The 24,732-nt window shown below is 42.2% G+C and carries 19 protein-coding genes; 7 read left to right on the forward strand and 12 right to left on the reverse strand.

All coding sequences use genetic code 11. The features are described 5' to 3' along the window. The first annotated feature begins 25 nt into the window (after window positions 1-25). Complete coding sequence (locus FJR77_RS10235; RefSeq protein WP_140832842.1) at window positions 26-238, forward strand: hypothetical protein; 213 nt, start codon at window positions 26-28, stop codon at window positions 236-238. Here FJR77_RS10235 and FJR77_RS01010 read toward each other — a convergent pair. Then, window positions 221-1,051, reverse strand: a complete 831-nt coding sequence (locus FJR77_RS01010) for a glycosyltransferase (protein WP_140832840.1) — start codon at window positions 1,049-1,051, stop codon at window positions 221-223. The two genes, FJR77_RS10235 and FJR77_RS01010, sit on opposite strands and share 18 nt — an antisense overlap. A 155-nt stretch (window positions 1,052-1,206) precedes the next feature. On the opposite strand from FJR77_RS01010, the gene FJR77_RS01015 reads away from it, so the two are divergent. The 5 genes from FJR77_RS01015 (at window position 1,207) to FJR77_RS01035 (ending at window position 5,445) form a co-directional block, all read left to right on the forward strand. Beyond that, window positions 1,207-2,373, forward strand: coding sequence for a CynX/NimT family MFS transporter (locus tag FJR77_RS01015; protein WP_140832838.1), 1,167 nt, complete (start codon window positions 1,207-1,209; stop codon window positions 2,371-2,373). 139 nt (window positions 2,374-2,512) lie between these two features. Next, entirely contained in the window at window positions 2,513-2,839 is a 327-nt protein-coding gene (locus FJR77_RS01020; RefSeq protein WP_000273858.1) for a PadR family transcriptional regulator, read from the forward strand. Further along, window positions 2,826-3,419, forward strand: coding sequence for a DUF1700 domain-containing protein (locus FJR77_RS01025; RefSeq protein WP_140832836.1), 594 nt, complete (start codon window positions 2,826-2,828; stop codon window positions 3,417-3,419). Before FJR77_RS01020 ends, FJR77_RS01025 begins: the two co-directional genes overlap by 14 nt. Continuing rightward, on the forward strand, window positions 3,412-4,323 hold the full coding sequence (locus FJR77_RS01030) for a DUF4097 family beta strand repeat-containing protein (RefSeq protein ID WP_033680868.1): 912 nt from the start codon (window positions 3,412-3,414) through the stop codon (window positions 4,321-4,323). Before FJR77_RS01025 ends, FJR77_RS01030 begins: the two co-directional genes overlap by 8 nt. A 57-nt stretch (window positions 4,324-4,380) precedes the next feature. After that, the gene (locus FJR77_RS01035) at window positions 4,381-5,445 is read left to right on the forward strand and encodes a DUF6574 domain-containing protein (RefSeq protein ID WP_140832834.1); all 1,065 of its coding nucleotides are present in this window, start codon (window positions 4,381-4,383) and stop codon (window positions 5,443-5,445) included. Window positions 5,446-5,621: 176 nt separating this feature from the next. Here FJR77_RS01035 and FJR77_RS01045 read toward each other — a convergent pair whose 3' ends face one another. From FJR77_RS01045 to FJR77_RS01095, 10 genes are all read right to left on the reverse strand, one after another. Beyond that, entirely contained in the window at window positions 5,622-6,482 is an 861-nt protein-coding gene (locus FJR77_RS01045; protein WP_140832832.1) for a DUF4299 family protein, read from the reverse strand. Between the two features lie 121 nt (window positions 6,483-6,603). After that, window positions 6,604-7,590: an oxygen-dependent tRNA uridine(34) hydroxylase TrhO gene (trhO, locus tag FJR77_RS01050; RefSeq protein ID WP_140832829.1), complete on the reverse strand. Its 987-nt coding sequence runs from the start codon at window positions 7,588-7,590 to the stop codon at window positions 6,604-6,606. A gap of 196 nt (window positions 7,591-7,786) precedes the next feature. After that, the gene (locus tag FJR77_RS01055; RefSeq protein ID WP_140832827.1) at window positions 7,787-8,980 is read right to left on the reverse strand and encodes an L-lactate MFS transporter; all 1,194 of its coding nucleotides are present in this window, start codon (window positions 8,978-8,980) and stop codon (window positions 7,787-7,789) included. A gap of 411 nt (window positions 8,981-9,391) precedes the next feature. Next, entirely contained in the window at window positions 9,392-10,876 is a 1,485-nt protein-coding gene (locus FJR77_RS01060; RefSeq protein WP_140832825.1) for an ABC transporter substrate-binding protein, read from the reverse strand. A 103-nt stretch (window positions 10,877-10,979) separates the two neighbouring features. Next, window positions 10,980-11,903, reverse strand: coding sequence for a carbohydrate ABC transporter permease (locus FJR77_RS01065; RefSeq protein WP_140832823.1), 924 nt, complete (start codon window positions 11,901-11,903; stop codon window positions 10,980-10,982). Between the two features lie 13 nt (window positions 11,904-11,916). Beyond that, on the reverse strand, window positions 11,917-12,846 hold the full coding sequence (locus FJR77_RS01070) for an ABC transporter permease (protein ID WP_001032151.1): 930 nt from the start codon (window positions 12,844-12,846) through the stop codon (window positions 11,917-11,919). A 207-nt stretch (window positions 12,847-13,053) separates the two neighbouring features. Then, window positions 13,054-14,934 (reverse strand): beta-N-acetylhexosaminidase, encoded by a 1,881-nt coding sequence (locus FJR77_RS01075; protein WP_140832820.1) that lies wholly within the window; start codon window positions 14,932-14,934, stop codon window positions 13,054-13,056. Continuing rightward, window positions 14,928-15,797 (reverse strand): ROK family protein, encoded by an 870-nt coding sequence (locus tag FJR77_RS01080; RefSeq protein WP_181146578.1) that lies wholly within the window; start codon window positions 15,795-15,797, stop codon window positions 14,928-14,930. Before FJR77_RS01080 ends, FJR77_RS01075 begins: the two co-directional genes overlap by 7 nt. 83 nt (window positions 15,798-15,880) lie before the next feature. Continuing rightward, complete coding sequence (locus tag FJR77_RS01085) at window positions 15,881-18,526, reverse strand: alpha-mannosidase (RefSeq protein ID WP_140832816.1); 2,646 nt, start codon at window positions 18,524-18,526, stop codon at window positions 15,881-15,883. Window positions 18,527-18,722: 196 nt separating this feature from the next. Continuing rightward, window positions 18,723-20,003, reverse strand: coding sequence for a glycoside hydrolase family 125 protein (locus FJR77_RS01095; RefSeq protein WP_140832814.1), 1,281 nt, complete (start codon window positions 20,001-20,003; stop codon window positions 18,723-18,725). A gap of 170 nt (window positions 20,004-20,173) precedes the next feature. Between FJR77_RS01095 and FJR77_RS01100 the strand changes: the two genes are divergently transcribed. Further along, a complete protein-coding gene (locus FJR77_RS01100) occupies window positions 20,174-22,270 on the forward strand; it encodes a GH92 family glycosyl hydrolase (RefSeq protein WP_140832812.1) in 2,097 nt (698 codons plus the stop codon). Window positions 22,271-22,383: 113 nt separating this feature from the next. Here FJR77_RS01100 and FJR77_RS10240 read toward each other — a convergent pair. Next, on the reverse strand, window positions 22,384-24,732 hold a 2,349-nt coding region (locus tag FJR77_RS10240; RefSeq protein ID WP_235888711.1), incomplete at its 5' end, for an LPXTG cell wall anchor domain-containing protein.

Consider the following 24,732-nt stretch of genomic DNA (forward strand, 5'->3'; position numbering starts at 1 on the left):
TAAAAGAGCTAGATGGTTATACTCAATGAAAATCAAAGAGCAAACTAGGAAACTAGCCGCAGGCTGCTCAAAACACTGTTTTGAGGTTGTGGATAGAACTGACGAAGTCAGTAACCATACCTACGGCAAGGCGACGTTGACGCGGTTTGAAGAGATCTTCGAAGAGCATTATATTGTTATTATAACACTTTTTATCCAGTTTACGATTTGCTACAATCTTTTACTTGCTTTTTCGTAACAGTTTCATAAAAATAAACTGTCGGACAAATCCTGGACAAAGGGCAACAACCATCTGAATGGCAACACTCTTGGCATATTCCAGATAAGAAATTTGTCCTCTCTTCAGCATGCGCTGACGAGCTTGACGATAGAGTTTGAGGTAACGCAGTCCCCCACGACGCTCAAACATCCCTGCTCCGACACGAACCTGACACAAGATTTGATCCAGATTCCCAGTCTTGGCTCCTGCAGCAATCATATTAAGCCAGAGGAGGTCATCCTCCATATAAAGGCCATTTTCATAGTTGCCTGCCTTGAGAACCATATCCTTCTTAAACATAACAGTCATGTGGTTAAAGGCACTTCTCATCCTTTGATAAGCCACAATATCTGCATGTTGAGTCGGAACACGACGGTAAGAAACAATCTCATCAGGATTGTCAATAAATTCTGCAATATGGCCACCTAATAGGTCGAGCTTGTCCTTCTCCATTAACTGAACCTGTTTCTCAAAACGATCTGGAACAGCTATATCATCCGTATCCATACGAGCAATAATATCATACTGGCACTGTAAAACACCGTATCGAAGAGCCAGACCCAAACCTTGATTTTCTTCTAAGGGGCAACGTTTCACTGGAATATCAGACTCAGCTTCAAGCTGGTCTAATACCTGATAGAGCTCAGGTGTCAAAGGCCCATCCTCAACCAGAACCAATTCGCTCGGTTTCAGGGTCTGATTTTGAACACTTTCAATAGCATCCTTTAAAAATGTCGGATTTTCCTTGATATAGACCGACATCAATACGCTGATTTTTTGCTTTTCAGACACAGTTTTTCTCCAATGTATAGATTTCCTTCCACTATTTTATCATAATTTTCAAGACTTTCCTATTTTTATCTTGAAAGCCAAAAAACCTTACTTGACATTATAGGGAAAAAGCCTTAAAATAAGCTGTTATTAAAATCAGCTAGAAGAGGTATTATATGAAAAAGCAATCACTCTTTTTTGTTCCAGGTATTATCCTAATTGGTGTTTCCTTGCGGACTCCTTTTACTGTTTTACCCATTATTTTGGGAGATATTTCGCAAGGGCTAGGAGTAGAAGTTAGTTCGCTTGGTATCTTGACCAGCCTTCCTCTCCTCATGTTTACCCTCTTCTCGCTCTTTTCTACCCGACTGGCTCAGAAAATTGGCTTAGAACATCTCTTTACCTACAGCCTCTTCTTCTTGACTATCGGTTCTCTGATTCGACTAATCAATCTACCCCTGCTCTATCTAGGAACCTTGATGGTTGGGGCAAGTATCGCAGTCATTAATGTTCTGCTTCCTAGTCTCATCCAAGCCAATCAACCAAAGAAGATTGGTTTTCTGACCACCTTATATGTAACCTCTATGGGAATTGCAACGGCTCTGGCTTCCTATCTGGCTGTACCTATTACACAAGCCAGTTCTTGGAAAGGACTTATCATCCTCCTCACCCTGCTCTGTCTAGCAACTTTTTTGGTCTGGCTCCCAAATCACCGCTATAATCACAGACTGGCTCCACAAACCAAACAAAAAAGTCAAACAAAGGTTATGCGTAATAAACAGGTCTGGGCAGTGATTGTCTTTGCAGGTTTTCAATCCTTGCTCTTTTACACTGCTATGACCTGGCTACCTACCATGGCTATCCATGCAGGCCTATCCAGTCACGAAGCTGGCTTGCTGACTTCTATCTTCTCTCTGATTAGCATTCCTTTTTCAATGACCATCCCAAGCCTGACAACCAGCTTGTCTACTCGCAATCGTCAGCTTATGCTCACTCTGGTTTCACTGGCTGGTGTGGTCGGCATTTCCATGCTCTTTTTCCCTATCGGTAATTTCTTTTACTGGCTTGCCAGCCATCTCCTCATCGGAACCGCAACCAGCGCCCTCTTCCCTTATCTCATGGTCAATTTTTCACTCAAGACAAGCGCTCCTGAAAAGACAGCCCAATTGTCCGGCCTATCTCAAACAGGAGGCTATATCCTAGCAGCATTTGGGCCAACCCTCTTTGGTTACAGTTTTGACCTCTTCCACTCTTGGGTACCAGCTGTAGCTGCCCTCTTGCTCGTCGATATCCTGATGACTGTGGCCCTCTTTACAGTGGACAGAGTCGATAAAATCCTCTAAACTTCTAGTTTTTTCCTAGAAGTTTTTTATATATAAAAATTTTACACATTTCTCTTGACAGGGCTTTCTTTTAGATGTACAATGTATGTGTAGAAAAATTATATATAAAAATCTTACACATTAGAAAAGGAGGTTCCCCATGTACTTTCCAACATCCTCTGCCTTGATTGAATTTCTCATCTTGGCCGTACTGGAGCAGGATGATTCTTATGGTTATGAGATTAGCCAAACCATTAAGCTGATCGCTAATATCAAAGAATCTACACTCTATCCCATTCTCAAAAAATTGGAAGGCAATAGCTTTCTGACAACCTATTCTAGAGAGTTCCAAGGTCGCATGCGCAAATACTACTCCTTGACAAATGGTGGTATAGAACAGCTCGTGACCCTAAAAGATGAATGGGCACTCTATACAGACACCATCAATGGCATCATAGAAGGGAGTATCCGCCATGACAAGAACTGAATACCTGACTCAGCTAGAACTCTATCTCAAGAAACTACCTGAAGCTGACCGCATGGAAGCCATGGATTATTTCAGAGAACTCTTTGACGATGCTGGAGTCGAGGGAGAAGAAGAACTCATCGCTAGTTTAGGAACTCCCAAAGAAGCGGCCCACGAAGTTCTCTCCAATCTTCTCGATAAAAAAATCAATGAAGCACCCGCTCAAAAAAATAACCGACAAATTTTGCATATCGCCTTGTTGGCCCTCCTTGCAGCACCTATCGGCATTCCTCTGGGAATCGCAATCCTTGTGGCCCTGTTCGCAATCCTTGTGGCAGCCTTGACTGTCATCTTCGCTTTCTTTGCGGTTTCCATACTTGGTATCATCGGCGGATTCCTATTTTTAGTTGAAAGTTTCACTGTCCTCGCCCAAGCAAAATCAGCCTTTATCTTGATTTTTGGTTCTGGTTTACTGGCTATCGGTGCTTCTTCACTAGTCTTACTAGGTATTTCCTATGTAGCCCGCTTCTTCGGCCTACTCATTGTTCGCCTGGTGCAATTTGTTCTCAAAAAAGGAAAGAGAGGTGACCAGCATGCGTAAATGGACAAAAGGATTTCTCATTTTTGGTGTGGTGACTACCGTTATCGGCTTTATCCTGCTTTTTGTAGGTATCCAATCTGACGGAATCAAGAGCCTACTTGCCATGTCTAAGGAACCTGTCTATGATAGTCGGATGGAAAAACTGTCCTTTGGCAAGGAAGTCGAAAACCTAGAGATTACGCTCCACCAACACGCGCTGACCATCACGGACTCTTTGGATGATCAAATCCACATTTCTTATCATCCATCTATTTCTGCTAACCATGATCTTGTCACAAATCAGAACGATAAAACGCTAAGCCTCACTGATAAGAAACTGTCTAAAAGTCCGTTTCTCTCTTCTGGAATTGGCGGGATTCTCCATATCGCAAGCAGCTACTCTAGTCGTTTTGATGAAGTTATTCTCCAATTACCAAAAGGAAGAAGCCTAAAAGGAATCAACATCTCAGCCAATCGCAGACAAACCACCATCATAAATGCTAGTCTTGAAAATGCAACTCTCAATACAAATGGCTATCTCCTCCGAATTGAAGGAAGTCGTATCAAAAACAGTAAACTCACAACCCCTAATATCGTCAATATCTTTGATACAGACCTTACAGATAGTCAGCTAGAGTCAACAGAGAAGCACTTCCACGCTGAAAATATTAAAGTATATGGTAAAGTAGAACTATCTTCTAAAAATGCGCTCAGTATCATGCTAACTCAAAAAGAAAGCCAAGAAATTAACTTAGACCTCTCGAGTCACCATGGTCCTATTTATCAGTTATCGAGAGATGAGAGTCAACGCCACCCCAACGAATTAAGCAACCCTTACAAAACTGAAAAAACTGATGCAAAAGGTCAACTCATCGCTAAGGCTGATGATTATATTAGTCTTGAAACTACAGCTAACAGACCTTAATAAACCTATTTATATCGACCACTATGACACATAACCCACTAAAAAGGAGGTTCTACCATGAAACAAGAATGGTTTGAAAGTAATGATTTTGTAAAAACAACAAGCAAGAACAAGCCTGATGAACAAGTCCAAGATGTTGCAGACAAGGCTGAAGAAAGGATAGCCGATCTCGATACACCAATTGAAAAAAATACTCAAGTAGAGGAGGAAGTCTCTCAAGCTGCAGTCGAACTGGAAAGCCAGCAAGAAGAGAAAATTGAAACGCCTGAAGACGGTGAAGCGAGAACAGAAATAGAAGAAAAGAAAGCATTAGATTCTACTGAAGAAGAGCAAGATCTTCCTGAAGAAACAGAGAAAGTCACTATAGCTGAAGAAAGCCAAGAGGCACTTCCTCAGCAAAAAACAACCACGAAAGAGCCACTTCTTATCAGTCAATCCTTAGAAAGTCCTTATATCCCCGACCAAACTCCAAAATCTACGGATAGATGGAAAGAGCAAGCGCTTGATTTTTGGTCTTGGCTAGTGGAAGCTCTCAAATCTCCTACGAGCAATCTTGAAACAAGTAGCACACACAGTTACACAGCCCTTCTCTTGCTCATTCTGTTTTCTGCGTCTTCCTTTTTCTTTAGTATCTACCACATCAAACATGCTTACTATGGACATATAGCAACTATGCATAATCACTTCCCTGAACAATTTGCTTCATTAAGTCTCTTTTCGATTATCTCTATCCTAGTAGCGACAACACTCTTCTTCTTTTCATTCCTCTTGGGTAGTTTCGTCGTGAGACGATTTATCCACCAGGAAAAGGACTGGACGCTAGAAAAGGTTCTCCAACAGTATAGTCAACTCTTGGCAATTCCAATCTTCCTCACTGCTATTGCTAGTTTCTTTGCCTTCTTTGATAGTCTACGATTTACAGCTCTTTTGTGTGTGATTAGCATTGGAATCATTCTACTTGCTAGCCTCCATATCATTACGAGACCTAGTCAATCAAGTGAAACCGACTCCTTCTATCAATTATTCTTGTCTGTCCTTGTGAACGGAGTGATCATCCTCCTCTTCTTTGTAGCTGAAGTCGCACTGATTGGGGATTACCTTCGTATCTTGGCCTTTCTTTAAACTTCATACTCTTCGAAAATCAAATTCAAATCACGTCAGCTTCGCCTTACCGTACTCAAGTACAGCCTGCGGCTAGCTTCCTAGTTTGCTCTTTGATTTTCATTAAGTAGCAATCCTGTCTTTCATGGCAGGATTTTTTCTATGTCAAAAAGCAAGTCACTTGACCTGCTTCTGCTTTACTCTTCTTGTGCTAATGCTTTAAAATCTTTTTCTAAGATGGGTTGAATTTCTAATTGATTGGCATCTAGTTGCTGGTAAAATGCTTTTGGTAGTGACTCTAGGAATCTTGCATAGTCCAATCGGGCAATGGCTTCATAGTCTTCTGGTTTAGAGCCATTTCCTGTGATTTGAACCAAGTCAATCTCCCACTTGACTTCCTTATCCACCAATTGCTCAATATAGGCAGCAGTAACAAATGGTTCTCTCGGTAACACTGTCTTGACTCCTTGAGCCAGATGATAAACACCGTGCACTTGGTCTTCTCCATCCTGATAGAAGGAAACTCTTGCAAAGTAGGCGTCTGTCTCTTGAACTGCACGTACACGCGCTTCAAACTGTGCCAAACCATCTGCCTCTAAAAAGCTTTTCAAGTCCTCATGACTAAAGAAAACAGGATTAAAAATTCCTTGGCAAATCGTAAAACGGGCTGCAGTGTCTGTCAGATAGGCTTGAATACTTGCTTGGAAATAAGCTTCAAAATCAAAACCATCTAATCCTTCAATCTCAGTTCCTGTATAAGCAAGCAGAGCATCTAAAAATGACTTGATAATCCGCCAGTCTGTCTTCGTTAGTAGGTCAGGAAGATCGACACGGTAAGCCTTTTGACCATCAGCATAACTGACCTTAAAGAGAAATTGTGATTGTCCCACTATCGCACACTCGACATACTCGAGACGATTAAGAGGCTGACGGAGATAGACGGCATCATAGCTATGTGACTCCAAACCGTCTAGCAAGGCCAAGGTAGACTTGGCAGTCAAAATTTCCTGTTCTCCTAAAATGCTCTGTTTATTTGGAATAAAAAATGTTTTCGTCATAACTGGGCTCCTTTGAAATCGTTTACATATAGTATACCCTATTTTTCTGAAAGATACAGAAACAAACTTTAGATTTTTGAGTAAAAAGCATAGAAAAACAGCCCCTGAGGACTGTTTGATATTATACAGTAACTGCTTGATCCAAGATTTCACCAATAGCGGCTAGGCGCTCGACAACTTCTGCTTGTGTCAATTCATTTTCTAAAACATAGCGGTTACGCGGGTGAACACGGCACTCGTGTGAGCATCCACGAAGGTACTTGTCTTCATTTTCTTCTGATGTCAAGATACGACGGTTACAGAATGGATTTCCACAGTTGACATAACGTTCACATGGTGTTCCATCAAACCAGTCTTTCCCTACGATGGTTGGGTTGACATGGTTAACATCTACTGCAATACGCTCGTCAAAGACGTACATTTTCCCATCCCAAAGCTCACCTTGGACTTCTGGGTCTTTACCGTAAGTTGCGATTCCTCCGTGCAATTGGCCAACATCCTTGTAGCCTTCACGGACCATCCAGCCTGAGAATTTCTCACAGCGAACACCACCTGTACAGTAAACCACGACGCGCTTGTCCATGAATTTTTCTTTGTTATCACGAACCCACTGTGGCAACTCACGGAAGTTGCGGATATCTGGGCGGATAGCCCCACGGAAATGTCCGAGGTCATACTCATAATCGTTACGTGTGTCAAGAACGACTGTATCTTCGTCAAGAAGAGCTTCTTTGAACTCTTTTGGAGACAAGTAAGCACCTGTTGTTTCAAGTGGGTTGATGTCGTTGTCAAAGTCGTTGTCTTCCAAACCAAGGTGGACAATTTCTTTCTTGTAGCGAACAAACATCTTCTTGAAGGCTTGTTCATTTTCTTCGTCAATCTTGAACCAGAGGTCTTCCATACCTGGGAGGCTGTGCACGTAGTCCATGTATTTTTGAGTTGTTTCATAGTCACCTGAAACTGTCCCGTTAATTCCCTCGTCAGCGACTAGGATACGGCCTTTAAGACCGATTGATTTACAGAAAGCCAAGTGGTCTGCAGCAAATTGCTCTGCATTTTCAATTGGAGTATAAAGGTAGTAAAGTAAGACACGAATATCTTTTGCCATAAGATTTGTTCTCTTTTCTATTCTTAAATTTTCTAAATTTTTTTATTTATCCATACTAGTATACCTGCTTAAGAAAACGAATGCAATTTATTTGACTGGAAATTGCTATATTTCAATTTAGAAAAAAATTTCTTGTACACTACACTTAGTATCAATTATATTTTAAAAAATCCTTGGATTTTCCAAGGATTCATTTTTAAACTTTTTTAACTTTAGCCATATAGAACAGTTGGAGTAGAATACCAAGGATAGCCATGCCGATAACGATAAAGAAGGCCATTGTATAATCTCCTTGGTTTGCCTGTGCAAGACGTGCTCCTAACTGAGGACCAGCAATAGCAGCTACGCCATAAGCAGTAAACATCCATCCATAGTTTGTCCCTACGTATGTAACTCCCCAGTTTTCAGCAGTAATTCCTGGGAATGAACCTAGAAAGCCTCCAAATGACAAGGCAACCATCATAATTCCAAGGATGGCCAAGATGCTTCCAGGACCTTTGAATAAAGCTGTGAGCAACAAACCAGTAGCAACCGCTCCAAACATGGCAATAACAGTAGGATAGCGACCAATCTTATCAGATACCGTACCCCAGAAGATACGACCAAATGTATTAGCGATAGATACCAGCATAACGAAGAGTGTAGCTTCTCCTACAAGTTTATACTGGTCAGAAATTGATGCTGCAGTACCGATAATCATCATTCCACCAGTAGCACCAAGAACGTAAATCAACCATAGAAGCCAGTAATTTCCATCACGAAGCATTTCTTTGTAAGTTTTACCTTCTGGTTGAGATGCTCCAGATGCCGGCGCTGCTGCAGGAGCTTTCTCCATTACCAATGAAGAAGTGCAAATAACAATTAGAAGAATGATACCCAATACTTTGAATGTTGAGTAAACCCCCATAGAAGCAATCAAAGCTTTGGCAACTGGACCGATAATGAGCGGGCCTAACCCGAAACCTGCTGCTGTCAAACCACCAGCTAAACCTTTTTTATCTGGGAACCACTTAGTGGCAACTGAAGTAGATGCTCCATAAGCTGAACCAATACCAAGTCCTAGGACAACCCCGTAAGTGAGGTAAAGGACTGGAAGAGAAGTAGCAAATCCAGTAGCAAACATACCAGCACCGAAGAGAATACCACCTAGGAATACAAATTTCTTAGGTCCTGCTGAATCAACCTTAGGACCGAAAATAATCATACCAACAGGTACCATTGCAAAAGAAATACTAAAGGCCAAAGAAGTTTGAGCTTGAACCCATCCTTGACTAGCATTGGTTTCTAGCAGCGCCTTTTGAAAGACTGACCAGGCGTAACCTGCACCTAGAGATAGATTCGTTAAAATGGCTGCTGCCAAAATTAACCATCGATTGGGTGTTTTTTTCATTTGAATAACCTCATGTAAAATTTCTTGTTCCTAAAAAGAATAAAGAACAACTTTTATCATTTTTCACCTACCTCGTTTAAATTGATCATTGTATCAATTTTTAAGTATATAGAACTGTGTAAATGATATACATCTATATACGACTGCTTAAAAATTTATATCTATAGATCTCTTAAATCAGAACAAGATGAATTTTCACAATGTTAAGCGCTTTCATTGTACTCTTATTATAAGCTACTTTATTCTAAAAATCTACTTAATTAAACTAATAGAGGTATTAATTTAATTAATCTATATTCATATTTTATCCTTATAGCTTTGTTCATTAGTACAAAAACACCACCTCCTTTAGTAATACCTGAGGAGGCGGTGTCAACATGTTTAGGAATGAATACACGAAATCAATTGATCTTATGATTTTTTGTTTTTCAAGAATTCGTCGTATTGTTTTTGCATTTCGTTCAATACTTTTTCGTAGGCACCTTCAGATTTCAATTTTTCCATCAATTCTGGAATCGCTTTGTCTGGGTCTACAGTACCAGTGTTGATAGCTGTATCGAATTGTTGCATTGTGTTAGAGATAGCTGAGATTTCAGATTTCACATTGTCAGTGTTAAAGATGAATCCAAGCGCTGGAGATTCTTTAGCTTCAGCCAATTGTTTCTTAGAATCTGCAATTTGTTGGTCTGTAACGTTTTCGTTGATGTAAAGAATCCAGTTGTTACCAGTATTCCATCCACCCATGTGAGTGTTTCCTTTGTAGCCATCAAGGACTTTAACACGGTTTTCTTTACCTGCAATTTTTTCCCAGTTCTTGCCTTCTGGACCATAAACAAGACCATTCAAGAGTTCTGGGTTAGTGTTCAAGAGGTTCAACACTTCCATTGATTTTTCTTTGTTCTTAGAATTGTTTGAGATGACAAAGTTAGCAACTTGTGTTGTTTGGTTTTTCTTGATGAAGTTAGTAATTGGTTTGATTTGGATATCTTTGTTAGCAACACGTGAAAGCAAGCTGTTACCGTAGTCAGCTGGTCCTACTGTTTCTTCACGAACGAACCAAGTATCTTGTTGAAGGTCAAATGAAGTATCGCTTGTTGCAACGTCTTTTGGAATGTATCCAGCTTCATAGAATTTGTGAAGAGTCTTCAAGTGTTCTTTGAAACGAGGCACTTCGTAACGGTTTACAATCTTAGTAGTGTCTCCTTCAAGGTCGATAACGAATGGAAGTCCATTTGGAACTGGGTAGTCAAAGTTATCAGATGGGATGAAGTTCTTAGTAACCGCAAATGGCACTACATCTGGAGCTTTCTCTTTGATTTGTTTCAAGACTGGTTCAAGTGTTTCGTATGAAGTGACACCTGAAATATCGATACCGTATTTAGCAAGAAGAGTTCCGTTGAAGGCGAAGTTTTGAGATGAGGCAACGTTGGCTGCAACTGGAACTGCGTAAATTTTACCGTTGATGCTGTTACCTTTGATGTAAGCTGGGTCAAGTGCTTTGTAAAGCTCTGCCCCTTCTTTCTTGTACAAGTCAGTCAAATCAGCATAAGCACCTTTTTGAGCATTTACAACATAGTTAGATGCAAAGGCGATATCGTAGTTTTCACCAGATGATGTGATAACTGACATTTTCTTATCATAGTCACCCCATCCAAGATATTGGATATCCAATTTAGCACCAACTTTTTCTCCAATGATTTTGTTGGCATTTTCTAGCAATTCATCCAAGTTATCTGGTTTGTCACCGATTTGGTACATTTTGATAACAGGTTTTTCACCTGAAGCAGAATCAGCAGCTTTCTTGTTGTTACCTGAAAGGTTTCCACAAGCAGCGAGACCAGCAGCCAAAGCGACTACGCTAGCAGATGCAAAAGCATATTTTTTCCAGTTTTTCATGATAAAAACTCCTTTTTTTATTTTTAAACTTATAAACAATGTAATGATCTTAACTTCACACAAGGGAAGTTGGGAAATGAGAAATATTTTTTCTCAACAAGTACTATTCTTTCACACCACCGATAGTCAAACCTTTTACAAAGTAGCGTTGGAAGAAAGGATACAAAATTGCGATTGGAAGGGTTGCGACCACAACCATGGCCATACGTCCTGTTTCCTTCGGTAGAGCAACTCCCAGTTGACCAGATAGGCCGACTGCTTTGGCGATGTAGTCCATATTTTGTTGGATTTGCATGAGCAAATATTGTAATGGATACAAGTTGTCACTCTTAATGTAAAGAAGGGCGTTGAACCAGTCATTCCAGAAACCAAGTGCTGTCAAGAGCGTGATGGTTGCGATACCTGGTAGTGACAATGGCAAACAGATTTGGAAGAAGATCCGTGCTTCACTGGCACCATCGATACGAGCAGATTCTAGAATAGCTTCTGGAATGGTCTTCTTAAAGAAGGAACGCATCAAGATGATGTTAAATGGTGAGAGAAGCATTGGAACAATCAAGGCCCAAACTGTATCACCAAGTTGAAGCAAACGAGTGACCACGATATAACCTGGTACCAAACCAGCGTTAAACAACATACTAAGTAGAACGAAGATTGTAAAGAATCTGCGGTACTTAAAGGTTGTCCGTGAAATGGCATAAGCATAAGTTGTTGTGATAAAGACATTTGTCAATGTCCCAACTACGGTTACAAAGACTGAGATGAAGAGGGCTTGTAAGATTTTATCCTTAAACTGTGCCAAGAACTCAAATCCGTCTAATCCAAATTGTGACGGGAAGAAGCTATATCCATTTTGAAGGATACTCTTTTCATCTGTCACCGAAATAACGATAACGAATACGAAGGGTAGGATACAAGAGAGGGCGATCAAACCAGAAATGGTACTGAAGAAGATATCTGCTTTCTTACTGAAGGAGTGAATGCCGACATTATCAATTTTTTCTTTTTTAATTTTCTTTTCTGCCATATTCTCCTCCTTTCTAGAACAAGGCTGAGTTTGGATCAACTCGTCTTGCAAGTAAGTTTGATAGGATAACCAAAAGCAAACCGACTACTGATTGGTAGAGACCTGCCGCTGAAGCCATCCCGATATCCGCTGTCTGGGTCAAACCATTATAAACATATACGTCCAAGACGTTGGTTACGTTATAAAGCTGACCAGCATTATGGGGGATTTGGTAGAAGAGACCGAAGTCTGCACGGAAGATATTTCCTACTGCCAGGATAGTCAATACGGTTACCAACGGTGTTAACTGTGGAATGGTTACATTGCGAATTCGTTGCCATTTGCTAGCACCGTCCACCGTTGCTGCTTCATAGTAGGTTGGATCAATTCCCATGATTGTTGCATAGTACATGACACTGCTATATCCAAAACCTTTCCAAATACCTAGGAAAAGTAGGAGATATGGCCAGATACCTAAGTCAGCGTAGAAATTGATTTCCTTCATTCCGATAGACTCTAGGAAATGGTTGAACACCCCTTTATCAATGTTTAGGAAGGCATCTGTAAAGAAACTGATGATAACCCAAGACAAGAAGTAAGGGAACAACATGGAAGTTTGGAAGATCTTAACCATTCTCTTAGAACGGAGTTCACTGAGAATAATGGCAATCCCTACAGATACAATTAAACCAATAAAGATAAAGCCGAGATTGTAGAGGACAGTATTTCGTGTAATAATAAAGGCGTCTTTTGAACTAAATAAGAATCTGAAATTATCGAGTCCGACCCATTTACTATTCATGATACTATCTATGAAACCATTACTAGTCATGTGGTAGTCTTTGAAGGCAACCACGTTCCCAAATACTGGAATGTAGAAGAATAGAATCAACCAGAGTGCCCCTGGCAAAACCATCAAGAGAAAGATCCAGTTATCTCTCAAGGTTTTTGAAAACTTATTCATAATTTCCTCCCTTTTTTATTTTGATACCCATCTAAAAATTCCTTTTTAGACTTTTGATAACGATTACATTATTAGTATACTCCTATTTGAAGGTTAGGTTAAACTACTAATTATAGAAAAAACTCCACAAATTATTTTATGTGGAGTACTTTTGAAGAAAGGGATGTTTCACGAGAAACACTCTGCATAAGCCACAGTATTCTTGTTCTAAGTCGTGTAAATCGTTGAGGCTGTCGCGATGGTATGCCACTGGTTGGCTGTTGTAGCTGCGAAATCCTTATCTGCGTAGAAGTCAGTAAATGGCAGGATTTCCACTTCTAACTCGTCAATACGGTCAAGCTGACCTGCCAGATAAGCCTCAATACGACTTTCTGCTCGCTTGATGCGTTGCAAGAGTCCGCCCATACGGATGTCAACTGTATCCAAGCCAAAGACCTTGTTTTCTTTCAGCCATTGGTGGCTAAAGAGAGCATGGAAGTGTTCGATTTGGCTTCTGAGTTCTGGTAATTCTTGTCTTGCGATTTCTTGCAGACTTTCTTTATCATCCGTTTGGTAAGCCTGACGAATGCGTCGTCCCACATCGACTTTGCTACTTAAAATATGGTTCAACTGGGCCTGAGTTTCAAAAAGATAGGCATAGTTTCCAGCTTTTTCTTTAATGTTAGCAAGGGTCTCAGCAGCCTGAGCGAAGTGCGGTTTGTCCTGTTCAGGTTTCATGTGTCGGTCAAGGATCGGACAGAGAACATCCTGATAAAAGACATAGCGGTTAGGATTGATCCCACTGAGATTGCCTGGTAGATCTGGCAAGAGGTTGGCTAGGTCAATCTGCATGAAATCCTCAACTGATAAACCTGTATTGGTCTGGAAATGAGCAGACAAACGGTCTAGGTCATTGCGATAGCTGAGTTCTGCCCAGATTTGCAAACTTGGTAGGACAGAGAATTGGGCAGTTTCCCCACCATTGTCCCCCCAACCCGTTACAATGACTTCTTTTATCTCATTGGCACGGCAGGCTTTATTAGCCTCAATAGCTACTAGACGGCTGAAATGGTTGTTGGGTGTGAAACCAATCCACTTCCAAGCACCACCTGCAAAGGCAAGGTCATGACTAATCTTATGATGATTGCGGAAGTTGCGATTGTATTTTTCCTCGCTATCCTGATAATAGTCCCAGTAAACCAATGTCACACGGTCTTTGAGACGGTCTAGGTAGACACGCGTTTCCTCTGGGATTTCCACATCGCGGTCGTACTGCCCATCTGCTGACATAAGTTTAAAGAACATATCGCTCCACATCTGGCAGTGGAAACCATATTTGTCAGCAATATCCAGCACGCGCTCCAAGTGTTGGCACATGAGGAGACTACGATCCACAACACCGTTCAGAATCAAGTAGCGTCCCAAACCAACCAGGTGGGCTTCGTCCATCCCAATATTGACCTTGCGAGTTTGTAGTTTAGATAGAGTAGCAAACATGCCATCAATCAGGTTATAAACCTTTTCTTCGCCAATGAGGAGAATATCCTCTACATCACGGAGCTCCTGCACTTCTTTGACACCCCATTTGACAAAGGCTGACAAGTGGGCCAAGGTCTGGATGCAAGGCACAAAGGTCATGTCAAACTGCTGGGCATAGGCTTCGATTTCCTGCAACTCCTCAGCCGAATAAGCTCCACGGAAATAGCCAAAGTAAGGCTGCCCTTCAATCTGGTAGGTATCTTCCATGTAGAGCTCAAAGGTTGAGTAGCCCATGAGAGCCAAGACCTCAATCACCTGCTTGGCAGAAGCCACATTCAGCACCGCATTTCGAGAACAGTCTGCCATATAGGCTAAATCTTCATAAGCTGCTTGTTCCTCAATCTCTACCTTGTCACCTTCTGCTAGGAATGTTGCCAACAGGGACAAGGCACGGTAGAGTTGGTAAGGTTTGCGGTAGGTCAATTGATAGTGACCACCCTCACCCTTGATAGAGATAGAGGCTTGGTCAGACTGGGCGACAGATACTTCCACATCTGGTAAAGAAATATGCTTTGTTAGCAAGTCGATTGCCTGAGTTTGTTTGGAACTAAGTCCTGTAAAAATTACCATTGATTTTCCTCCTGTAACCAGTTGACAAGGGCACCGTAGAGATTGGCATCTGCATGATAGGTGCAGGCTTGGATAACTGGTGCGACCGTGTATTCTTCGTAGGTTTCGACAAATTCATCGACAGCTTTTTGAACACCTTGGATAAAGTCGGGATTCTGACTGATAGAGCCTCCCAGACTAATGACATCTGGATCGATGAGATACTGAATATTGAGCAAGCCTTGCGCCAGATTACGGTTCATGCGCTCAATGGCTTCTTGGCAAAGGTCATTTCCTGCTGCGGCCTCTTGGTAAATCTTGCGACCGTCCCAATCAGTCTGACCAGATTTTTCAATCACGTATCGCACCATATTTCCAGTTGACGCTAGTTGCGACCAGTTGTTGAGCTTTTCAGCAGGGGCAAGGGTGGTCATGTAGCCAAATTCTCCACCCAGGCCGTGGCGACCTCGGTGAAGTCTGCCATTGATAATCATGGCTCCGCCAATCCCTGTCCCAATCACGACACAGGCTGCATTTTCAAGTTCTGGATGAGCCAGTAATTCACTGAGTCCAACGCAGTTGGCATCATTTTCCAGATGGACAGGAATCTGATAAGAGCTAAGCGCCTCATACCAAGAAAATCCGTGGATGTAGGGCACCGCACTGAAGCCATCAATCACACCTGTCTCTTGATTGACCGCGCCTGGAACGCTCATAGCAATCCCACTGTAATCCTGCTCTGACAAGCACTGATCTAACCAAGCTAGTAAATCCTCCAAACTTTCAGGCGTTGGAATGCTTGTCTTATTCAGTATTTTCCCATCAGGAGTCAGACTGGCAAACTTAATCCCAGTCCCTCCGATATCAATCGTTGCAATAGTCATTGTTTTTACCATAAAAAGGGGCGAATCAGCAGTTAGTTCTTACCTTTTCGCCCCTCCTTTCTCTTTATGTTTACTTTTTGAAATTAAATTTCTTCTTTTTTGATGAATTCTGTACGAATCTCTTGTGGTGAAATGAGGCCTCTATGAACTGGGTATGGTCGTTCAAGTAGGTCAAGGAAGAGATGTTGACTTTCCGGTACACGTACATTTTCACTACACATATTGTAGTAACGAAGAACATAGCCTTCTTCATTTTCAGATACCTTAAAGGCTGTTGGACAGATTTGCGGTATGCTGAGAACAGAATGGCTCAAGAGGCTACCAGTCGCAGCCACGCTTCCTTCTTGTTTAGCAAGCTGAAGGCTAGTAAATGGTGTCTGCAAGGCTTTAGCACGACGATAGGCTGAAAAGCGTTCTTGGGCTTGGTGGCATTCAATCGCAAATTCGACTTCAAACTCACGCAAGCACTGAGCTTCTGGTGTTGGGAAGTAGCCCCAGTCACCCAATTCACCTGATGCACGCAAAATAGTCACGGCAATGGTGTCGTCTCTAAGGATTTCGTATTCATTCAATCCCTTGTTGGATACAGTCACACCTTTTTCATCGTCATACAGACTGACAAAGGCTTGTTGGTGTTGAGGATTTTCAGGATTTTCCCATGAAGCCGCTGGTTTGTTTGGTCGTGTCACCACTTCATAGATGCTTTCGGAATCATTGCTTGGACGCGTGTTATGAGTCTTGACCAAGAGACGGATACGGTGGTCTTTAGCAGTGTTAGTAAAGCGAGTCTTGAAGCGGATTTGTGGATTGTCAACAAAGACAGTCAACTCAGTTTCAAGAGGAATGCTTGTCAATTCTTCTGACCGTCCAGCCTCACGCTTCATAAACTCGATAATGCCTTTTTGCTCTTCTTCTAGCTTTTTATCGGCACTGATAGGCACAGTCAATTCATGTTTGAGCAAAATCTTAGCGTAGCGAGCTGTGTTTTCCAAGACCTCGTAACCCTTAAGCTCTGCATAGATTGGCTCTGTGCCTTTTGGTTGGAAATAGATATACTCGTTTCCGATGTCCCCACGGTCTTCGAAGCGGATAAAGTCTTCGTAAGCTTCGTGAGTTGTCTTGTCATAGACTGTAATGTTGTCATCCATACTCACCGTTACAAATGGCGTATCAATCACTCCGTTTTGGTAAATACCGTCGCGGTGTTCTTGTTCTCCTTCCAGCAATTGGAAGGTTGTCCAAGAAAGTGGCGCTAGGTGAACTGGAATGGTCACGCGCACTTGGCGAGCGATACGAGCTTGGCGGAACTTATCTTTTGGTAAATCGTACTCAAAATTAGCTCCGAGGTCTTCGATTTTAGCCTCTAAAGGACGACCATCCAAGTCCTCCACACGGTAGCTTGGCAAGGTAAGAGCAGCCATCTTCTTGTAACCTTCTGTTGGGTGCAATTCCTTGAAATCACAAGTCACCACATCAATTACTGTACTAACCGTATCGACCTTATCATGCAAGCCTGTGTTAATAACCGTAAAGAGGTGATCACTTTGAGCCTTAGCCGTAGCAATTTTACCCTTCCACTCATTGAGCAAGTTGCTCTTAACAAAGTTTCCGACTTGGTTGACCTTGGCAAAACGTGTCTCCATCTCACGGTGAACTTCGTCCACGCTACAGCCACAGATACTATCATGCGGCGCATTCTGCAAAAGTGTTTTCCAAGCATAGGTCAACTGGTCCTTGTGGTTATGTCCACCAGTAATGACGGTCAAGGGTTCTACCACTTGTTCTAGCAGATTACTATTTTCCTGGAAGGCTTGTTTGAGATAAATACGTGATGAAGAAGTATTGGCAAGTGTGTACCAGCCGTCTGTTTCCTGACTGGTCAACTCACCTGTAACCGTTGATAAGTGTTCAGGAAGGGCACCTTCCACAGCTTGAACATATTCATCAAAGGAACTATGAACAAAGGTTACATCTGGGAAGAGTTCATTTGCCACACGAATGGCTTCGCTCAGATTTTTCTGTACAGGCTGGTGGTCACAGCCGTTCATCATCAACCATTGGTTAGTCGAAGCGTAGGCACGCACATCTGACAATTTTTGTTTCCAGAAGGTCAAGGCCTCATCTTTATCAACTGGAATTTCATTCCCGTTACTGTACCAGTTGGCAAAGAGGATACCGAGGACACGACTACCATCCGCACCCTGCCAGTACATTTCTGAAAACTGAGAAGTAAACTGCTCATCTTCGAGGACTTGGTTGTCAAATCCAATCGGCTTCACACCACGACCAAAGGCTGCTACGTGAATGCCTGATTTTTGAAGGATTTGAGGCGCTTGCCCCATATTTCCAAAGGTATCTGGGAAGTAACCAATCTGGGTTGATTTGCCCCATTTTGCAGCTTCTGCTTGGCCAATCAAGGTATTGCGGACATTGGCTTCACTTGAAATCAAGTAATCATCCTGCAGAATGTAAAAGGGACCAATTTTCAATTTTCCTTCGTCAATGTAGCGTTGAACTTTGTCGCGATTTTCAGGGCGAATCTCCAAGTAGTCATCAAGGACAATGGTTTGACCATCCAAGTGGAAGCTCTTGAATTCAGGATCATTTTCAAAGAGATCAAAGAGATTGTCAAATAATTCCACCAACTGCATACGGTGGCTTTCAAAAGGCAAGTACCACTCACGATCCCAGTGACTATGTGAGATAATATGTACAACAACATTTTCCATGAAGTAAAACCTCATTCTAAATTTAAATTTTAACGTTTTAAATGTAAAGGTGTGATTCTGACACGAATCGGTGAAACTAAAGCGAGCTCCTTATACTCAATGAAAATCAAAGAGCAAACTAGGAAGCTAGCCGCAGGCTGTACTTGAGTACGGCAAGGCGAAGCTGACGTGGTTTGAATTTGATTTTCGAAGAGTATTAGCGGATATCCAGGTAATCCAAGACTAACTCACAGAACATCATGTTGGCCCAGGAGAACCATTCACGAGAGTAGAGAGTTGGGTCGTCCACGTGGAAGCTTTCATGCATGACACCTGTCCCACCATCGCAAGCAACCAGCTGATCCAGCAAGAATTTCTTCTCTGCCTTATCTCTTGTTGTCAAGCCTTGGATAGAAAGAGCAATTGGCCAGATATAGCGATAGAAGGTATGAGAACTTCCGAGACCACTAGCATATTCTCCTTGGTAGAAGTAGGGATTTTCTGGGCTCAAAATAGTGCGACGAGTTGCTTGATACACTTCGTCTTCAATGTCGCAATAGCCCAGATACGGCGCAGCCAGTAAACTTGGTACGTTTGGATCATCCATGATGCTAGCATTTCCCAAGCCATCCACTTCAAAGGCGTAAATCTTTTCACCCTTACTATTGGTGGTGTAAGCGTAGTTTTCGATTCCTTCTTGGATTTCAGACTGGAGACGCTTAGCATCAGCAATAATACTCTCGCTATCAGCTAGGTCTAATTTTGCAAAGATTTCTTGCACGTAACCCAAGACTACTACTGCAAACATATTGGACGGAATCAAGTAACTATACTGACAGCAGTCATCGCTCGGACGAAAAGCTGACCAAGTCATACCTGTCACTGCAAAATCAGGTCCAAAGCCATCATTTACCAAAGTGTCTTCCTTACGATCGGTATCACGAACAAAACGATAAGGAGAGTTCTTGTGGTCCTGTTCTACCGTCCAAAGATGGAGAATCTTCTTAGTCGCTGCAACAAAAGTTTCATCAAACTGACTAGTCTCGCCAGTCTCTTTCCAAAGGAGATAAGCCAACTGCAAAGGATAGCAAAGAGAGTCCACTTCGTACTTGCGTTCCCAAATCCATCCATTAAGGTCTGTATGGTCAGTCTCGTGGTGCCCCTTCCAGTTTTCCTCAATGTTAAATGAGTTGGCATAAGGATCCTTGAGTACCAAGGTCATCTGACGTTTGACCAAACCAGCAATGGTCTGACGCAGGAGGTCATCTCTTTTAGCCACATGAAGGTAGGGTCTGAGTTGGGCTGTCGAATCCCGAAGCCACATAGCAGGAATATCCCCAGTCAAGACAAAAGTTGAACCATCTTCTAGGATTTCAACCGTATTGTCCAAGGTGTCTGTATAGCAACGCTCAAAGACATCCACCCACTCTGGATGGTCCTTAGCACGTTCTGCTACTTCATCCAGCCATTCTCTAACAATTTCTTTTGAATAAATCATCGTGCAGTATCCTCTTTCAAACAAGTTTCATTTTCAGTATATAGCTTTTAAGGCAGAAAATACATACACAAATGATAGTCATTTTTCTACAAAATAGTTATCTTTAAAACTCCTTTTCTAAAGACCCTCTTTTTCTGATATAATGTAGAAAAACAGCTAAAGGAAAGACTATGAAACCACTACTTGAAACCATCGATACTCGCTTGGGGACCGCCAGCAAGCATGCCTTTTCTCGGGGAAATACTCTGCCTTATACGGGCGTCCCTTTCGGGATGAATTACTTTGTGCCCCAGACCAGTGACCAGGATGGATCTTGGTTTTTTGATCCACATCTGCCTATCTTTCAGGGGATTCGATTAACCCACCAGCCCAGTCCTTGGATTGGGGACTACTCTTGGATCCTTCTGACACCTGTCACAGGCCAACTGGGTGGAGACAGTCTCTTCCATCGTCAGTCTTCCTATGATATGGATAAGGCCTCTTTCCAACCTCATTATCTGAAGATTTTCTCCCTGCGCTATCAGATTGAAACCCAGCTCACACCGACTTGCTACGGTGCTTCTATTCGTTTGGAGCAAAAGCAAGGCAAAGCCCTCTCCCTCTATCTTCACGCAGCAGAGGAACTGACCATGGATCAAGTAGATAAGCGAACTCTTGCCCTGCGACAAGAGGGAAAAACTGAAACCAACAAAAATCCACTAACGATGTTCACAGTCCTGCAAATGAATACGGATATTCTTGCTATTAGCCAAGAAGGTGGAGACTGGCGAATCGACCTGTCAGATAGTCATGCTGAAATTCAGCTAGCGACTTCTTTCATCTCTCCTTCTCAAGCACTGCTTAATCTACCTCAACAAGACTTCGATAACTGCAAAGCAAGTGCACAAAAAGATTGGGAAAATCTCCTCCATCGTTTTGATATTATAGAGACAGGAGAGGCTGACCGAACCTTCTTTGACCACTGCCTCTACAGACTCTTCCTCTTTCCTCAGACTTTTTATGAGGTTGACGAATCAGGGCACGCCATCCACAAGGATCTGGCTACTGGAACTGTCAAGCCTGGTGTCCTCTTCAGCAACAATGGTTTCTGGGATACCTTCCGCACCACATTCCCCCTCTTTGCCCTTATCATACCGGAGCACTATCACCGCTTTTTAGAAGGCTTTCTCAATATCTATCGTGATACTGGATTCCTTCCAAAATGGTTGGCTCCAGATGAACGGGGTATGATGCCAGGTACCCTTTTAGACGGCATTATCGCAGATAGCGCCTGCAAGGACATGGCCACCGACCTAGAAGAAGAACTCCTCCAAGCCATGCTTGAAACAGCCACCAAGTCCGACCCTCTCGGCATCAATGGTCGCCACGGACTAGCCCAATACCAAGAACTGGGCTACCTCTCTACCGACCACCACGAAAGTGTTAGCCATACCCTAGACTACGCCTATAGTGACTTTTGTATCGCCAGCTGTGCCGAAAAACTCGGTCAGAATGACATCGCGGAAACTTATAGAACTGCGTCACAAAATTACCGCCATCTATTTGATGCTGAGACAGGTTACATGCGAGCGCGTGATGGTCAAGGCAACTTCCGCCCTGACTTCTCTCCTTATAGTTGGGGACGTGATTATGCCGAATGTTCAGCCATTCAAGCAACCCTAGGTGTCCTCCACGACATCCCAGGTTTGATCCAACTTATGGGTGGAAAAGAAGCCTTTAGCAACTATCTTTTAAAAGCCTGTCAGGAGGCTCCTCTCTTTGAGACAACAGGCTATGGCTACGAGATTCACGAAATGAGCGAGATGGCTACTGCTCCTTTTGGGCAACTCGCCATTTCCAACCAGCCGAGTTTCCACATTCCTTATCTCTTCCGCTACAGCAATTACCCTGACTACACTGCCCTTCTCATCAAGACTCTCCGTCAAAAAGCTTTTCATCCAAGTTGGGAAGCCTATCCTGGCGATGAGGATAACGGCAGTCTCTCGGCCTGGTACATCTGGTCAGCTCTCGGTTTTTATCCGACCTGTCCAGGAAAACCAAGCTATGACCTCGGAATCCCTCTCTTTGACCACCTCCGAATCTATCTGGCTAAAGAAGATAAATGGCTGGATATCCATACTAAACAAAACCACAGCCATTTTAACTTTGTAAAAGAATGTAGACTAGATAATACCTCTATAACTAGTATTCAACACCAAGACCTCTTAAAAGCTGAGCAACTAACCTTCACCCTTAGCTGGTTACCAAGTCAACCGTCCACTTCCTAAAATGCAAAAATCTCCTAGCAGGCTTTCCTGCTAGGAGATTTTCTTGTGAGAGGTACTTGTTTAAGCTTTGAAAATCGGATTTATCATCTGATGTTTATCAAACAATCTACCAATTAAGCTTCTTCGTCTTCTTTACGACGACGACCTGCAAGACCAAGACCAAGTAATGCACTTGCTGCAGCTGCTACCATAGCTACAGTAGAATCTGCTGTACCTGTATTTGGCAATTCTTTAGCTACTTTACGCGCATTTGCTTGTGCTGATGCTGCTTGAGTAGTAGCTGTATCTACAGCTGGTGTTTGAGCAGCTTGGTCGTTAGCTGGAGTTGCATGATCAGTTGATGAAGCAACTTTCGCCATAAAGCCTTCGATACGTTTAACCATTGCATCCACTTCTGCTTGACTTGCGTCTGCATTGGCAAATACTTTCTTAGCATCTGCTAATAATGCATTCGCTTCTTTTGCAGTTTCTGCATCAAGCTTAGCTGATTCTTTAACGATTAATTCATCTAATTGACGAATAGCACCTTCTAACTTCGCTTTATCCACTTTTGCATCAGTGTTAGTTGCTCCGTTATTGCCAGAAGTTCCGTTACCGTTACCACTGTTATTGCCGCCACCATTTGATGGTACATATGGACGTTGTTTGAAGATATCTTTAGCTACGATTGTGTAAACTTTACCATCTTTAGTAATTACAGTTGCATTTCCTGCTTTGTCGAAGATAACTTCTACTACATCAGCATTTGCTCCTTTAATCTTAGCTTTTGCAGCTTCTTTTTCTGCATCCGTTAAGTTATTGAAGTCTGCTACTGTTTCTTTTTCGAAGTCAACATTGATGTTTTCACCATTGTTCTTAGCTGCAACATCTTTAGCATCTTTAACTAATTGAGCTGCTGGAATTGTTGCTGTCTTACCTTCTGGGGTTGTAACTGTTGCGTTTCCTTTATCGTCTACTACTACAGTTGATCCTGGGTTGACTGCTTTAATTGATTCTTTAACTTTTTCAATTTCATCAGCTGTTAATTTAGCTTTATCTCCAACTAACACTCTAGTTGCTGGTGTGTTCACACCATTTTGTTGAGTTGGATCAGTTAATTTATCTTCTGGAATTACTAAGTCAAGTTCTGGGATTACTAATACTGTTCCATCACCTTTAGTAACGATTACATCACCTTTATCATTTACTACTACAGTTGATCCTGGGTTTACATCCTCTACTGCTTTCTTAACTTTTGCTTTTTCTTCATCTGTTAACTTAGCTGGATCTTTTACTACTGTCTTAGTTGCTGGTGTGTTTGCTCCATTTCCTGCATTTGCTTTACCTGCGTCTGCTGCTGACTTAGTTACATCTGCTGCTGGAATGGTTGCTGTTTTACCTTCTGGAGTTGTAACTGTTACGTTTCCTTTATCGTCTACTACAACTTTAGATCCTGGATTTACAGCTTTAACTTTGTCTTCGATTGCTTTCTTCTCAGCGTCTGTTAAGTTAGCTGGATCTTTAACTTCTACCTTAGCTGCTGGTGTGTTTACTGCATTTCCTGCATTTGCTTTACCTGCATCTGCTGCTGACTTAGTTACATCTGCTGCTGGAATGGTTGCTGTCTTACCTTCTGAGGTTGTGACTGTTGTGTTTCCTTTATCGTCTACTACAACTTTAGATCCTGGGTTTACATCCTCTACTGCTTTCTTAACTTTAGCTTTTTCTTCATCTGTTAATTTGGCTGGATCTTTAACTTCTACCTTAGCTGCTGGTGTGTTTACTGCATTTCCTGCATTTGCTTTACCTGCGTCTGCTGGTGATTTAGTTAAGTCTGTTGTTGGAATTACTACTACATCACCTTCTGGGGTTGTGACTGTTGCGTTTCCTTTATCGTCTACTACAACTTTAGATCCTGGGTTTACTGCCTCAATTGCTTCCTTAACTTTAGCTTTTTCTTCATCTGTTAATTTGGCTGGATCTTTAACTTCTACCTTAGCTGCTGGTGTGTTTACTGTATTTCCTGCATTTGCTTTAGCTGCGTCTGCTGGTGACTTAGTCAAGTCTGTTGCTGGAATTACGGCTGTCTTACCTTCTGGAGTTGTAACTGTCGCATTTCCTTTATCATCTACAACTACTGTTGCACCTGGGTTTACAGCTTTAACTTTATCTTCGATCGCTTTCTTCTCTTCTGGAGTTAAGTTAGCTGGATCTTTAACTGCTGTCTTATCTGCTGGTTTAACGATGTCGTTACCTGCATTTGGTTTAGTTGCAGTTTCTGGATCTTTCGTCAAGTCTGCTGCTGGAATTACGGCTGTCTTACCTTCTGGGGTTGTGACTGTCGCATTTCCTTTATCATCTACAACTACTGTTGCACCTGGGTTTACAGCTTTAACTTTATCTTCGATCGCTTTCTTCTCTTCTGGAGTTAAGTTAGCTGGATCTTTAACTGCTGTCTTATCTGCTGGTTTAACGATGTCGTT

The organism is Streptococcus shenyangsis, from assembly GCF_006385785.1.
GTDB classification, from domain to species: Bacteria; Bacillota; Bacilli; order Lactobacillales; family Streptococcaceae; genus Streptococcus; species Streptococcus shenyangsis.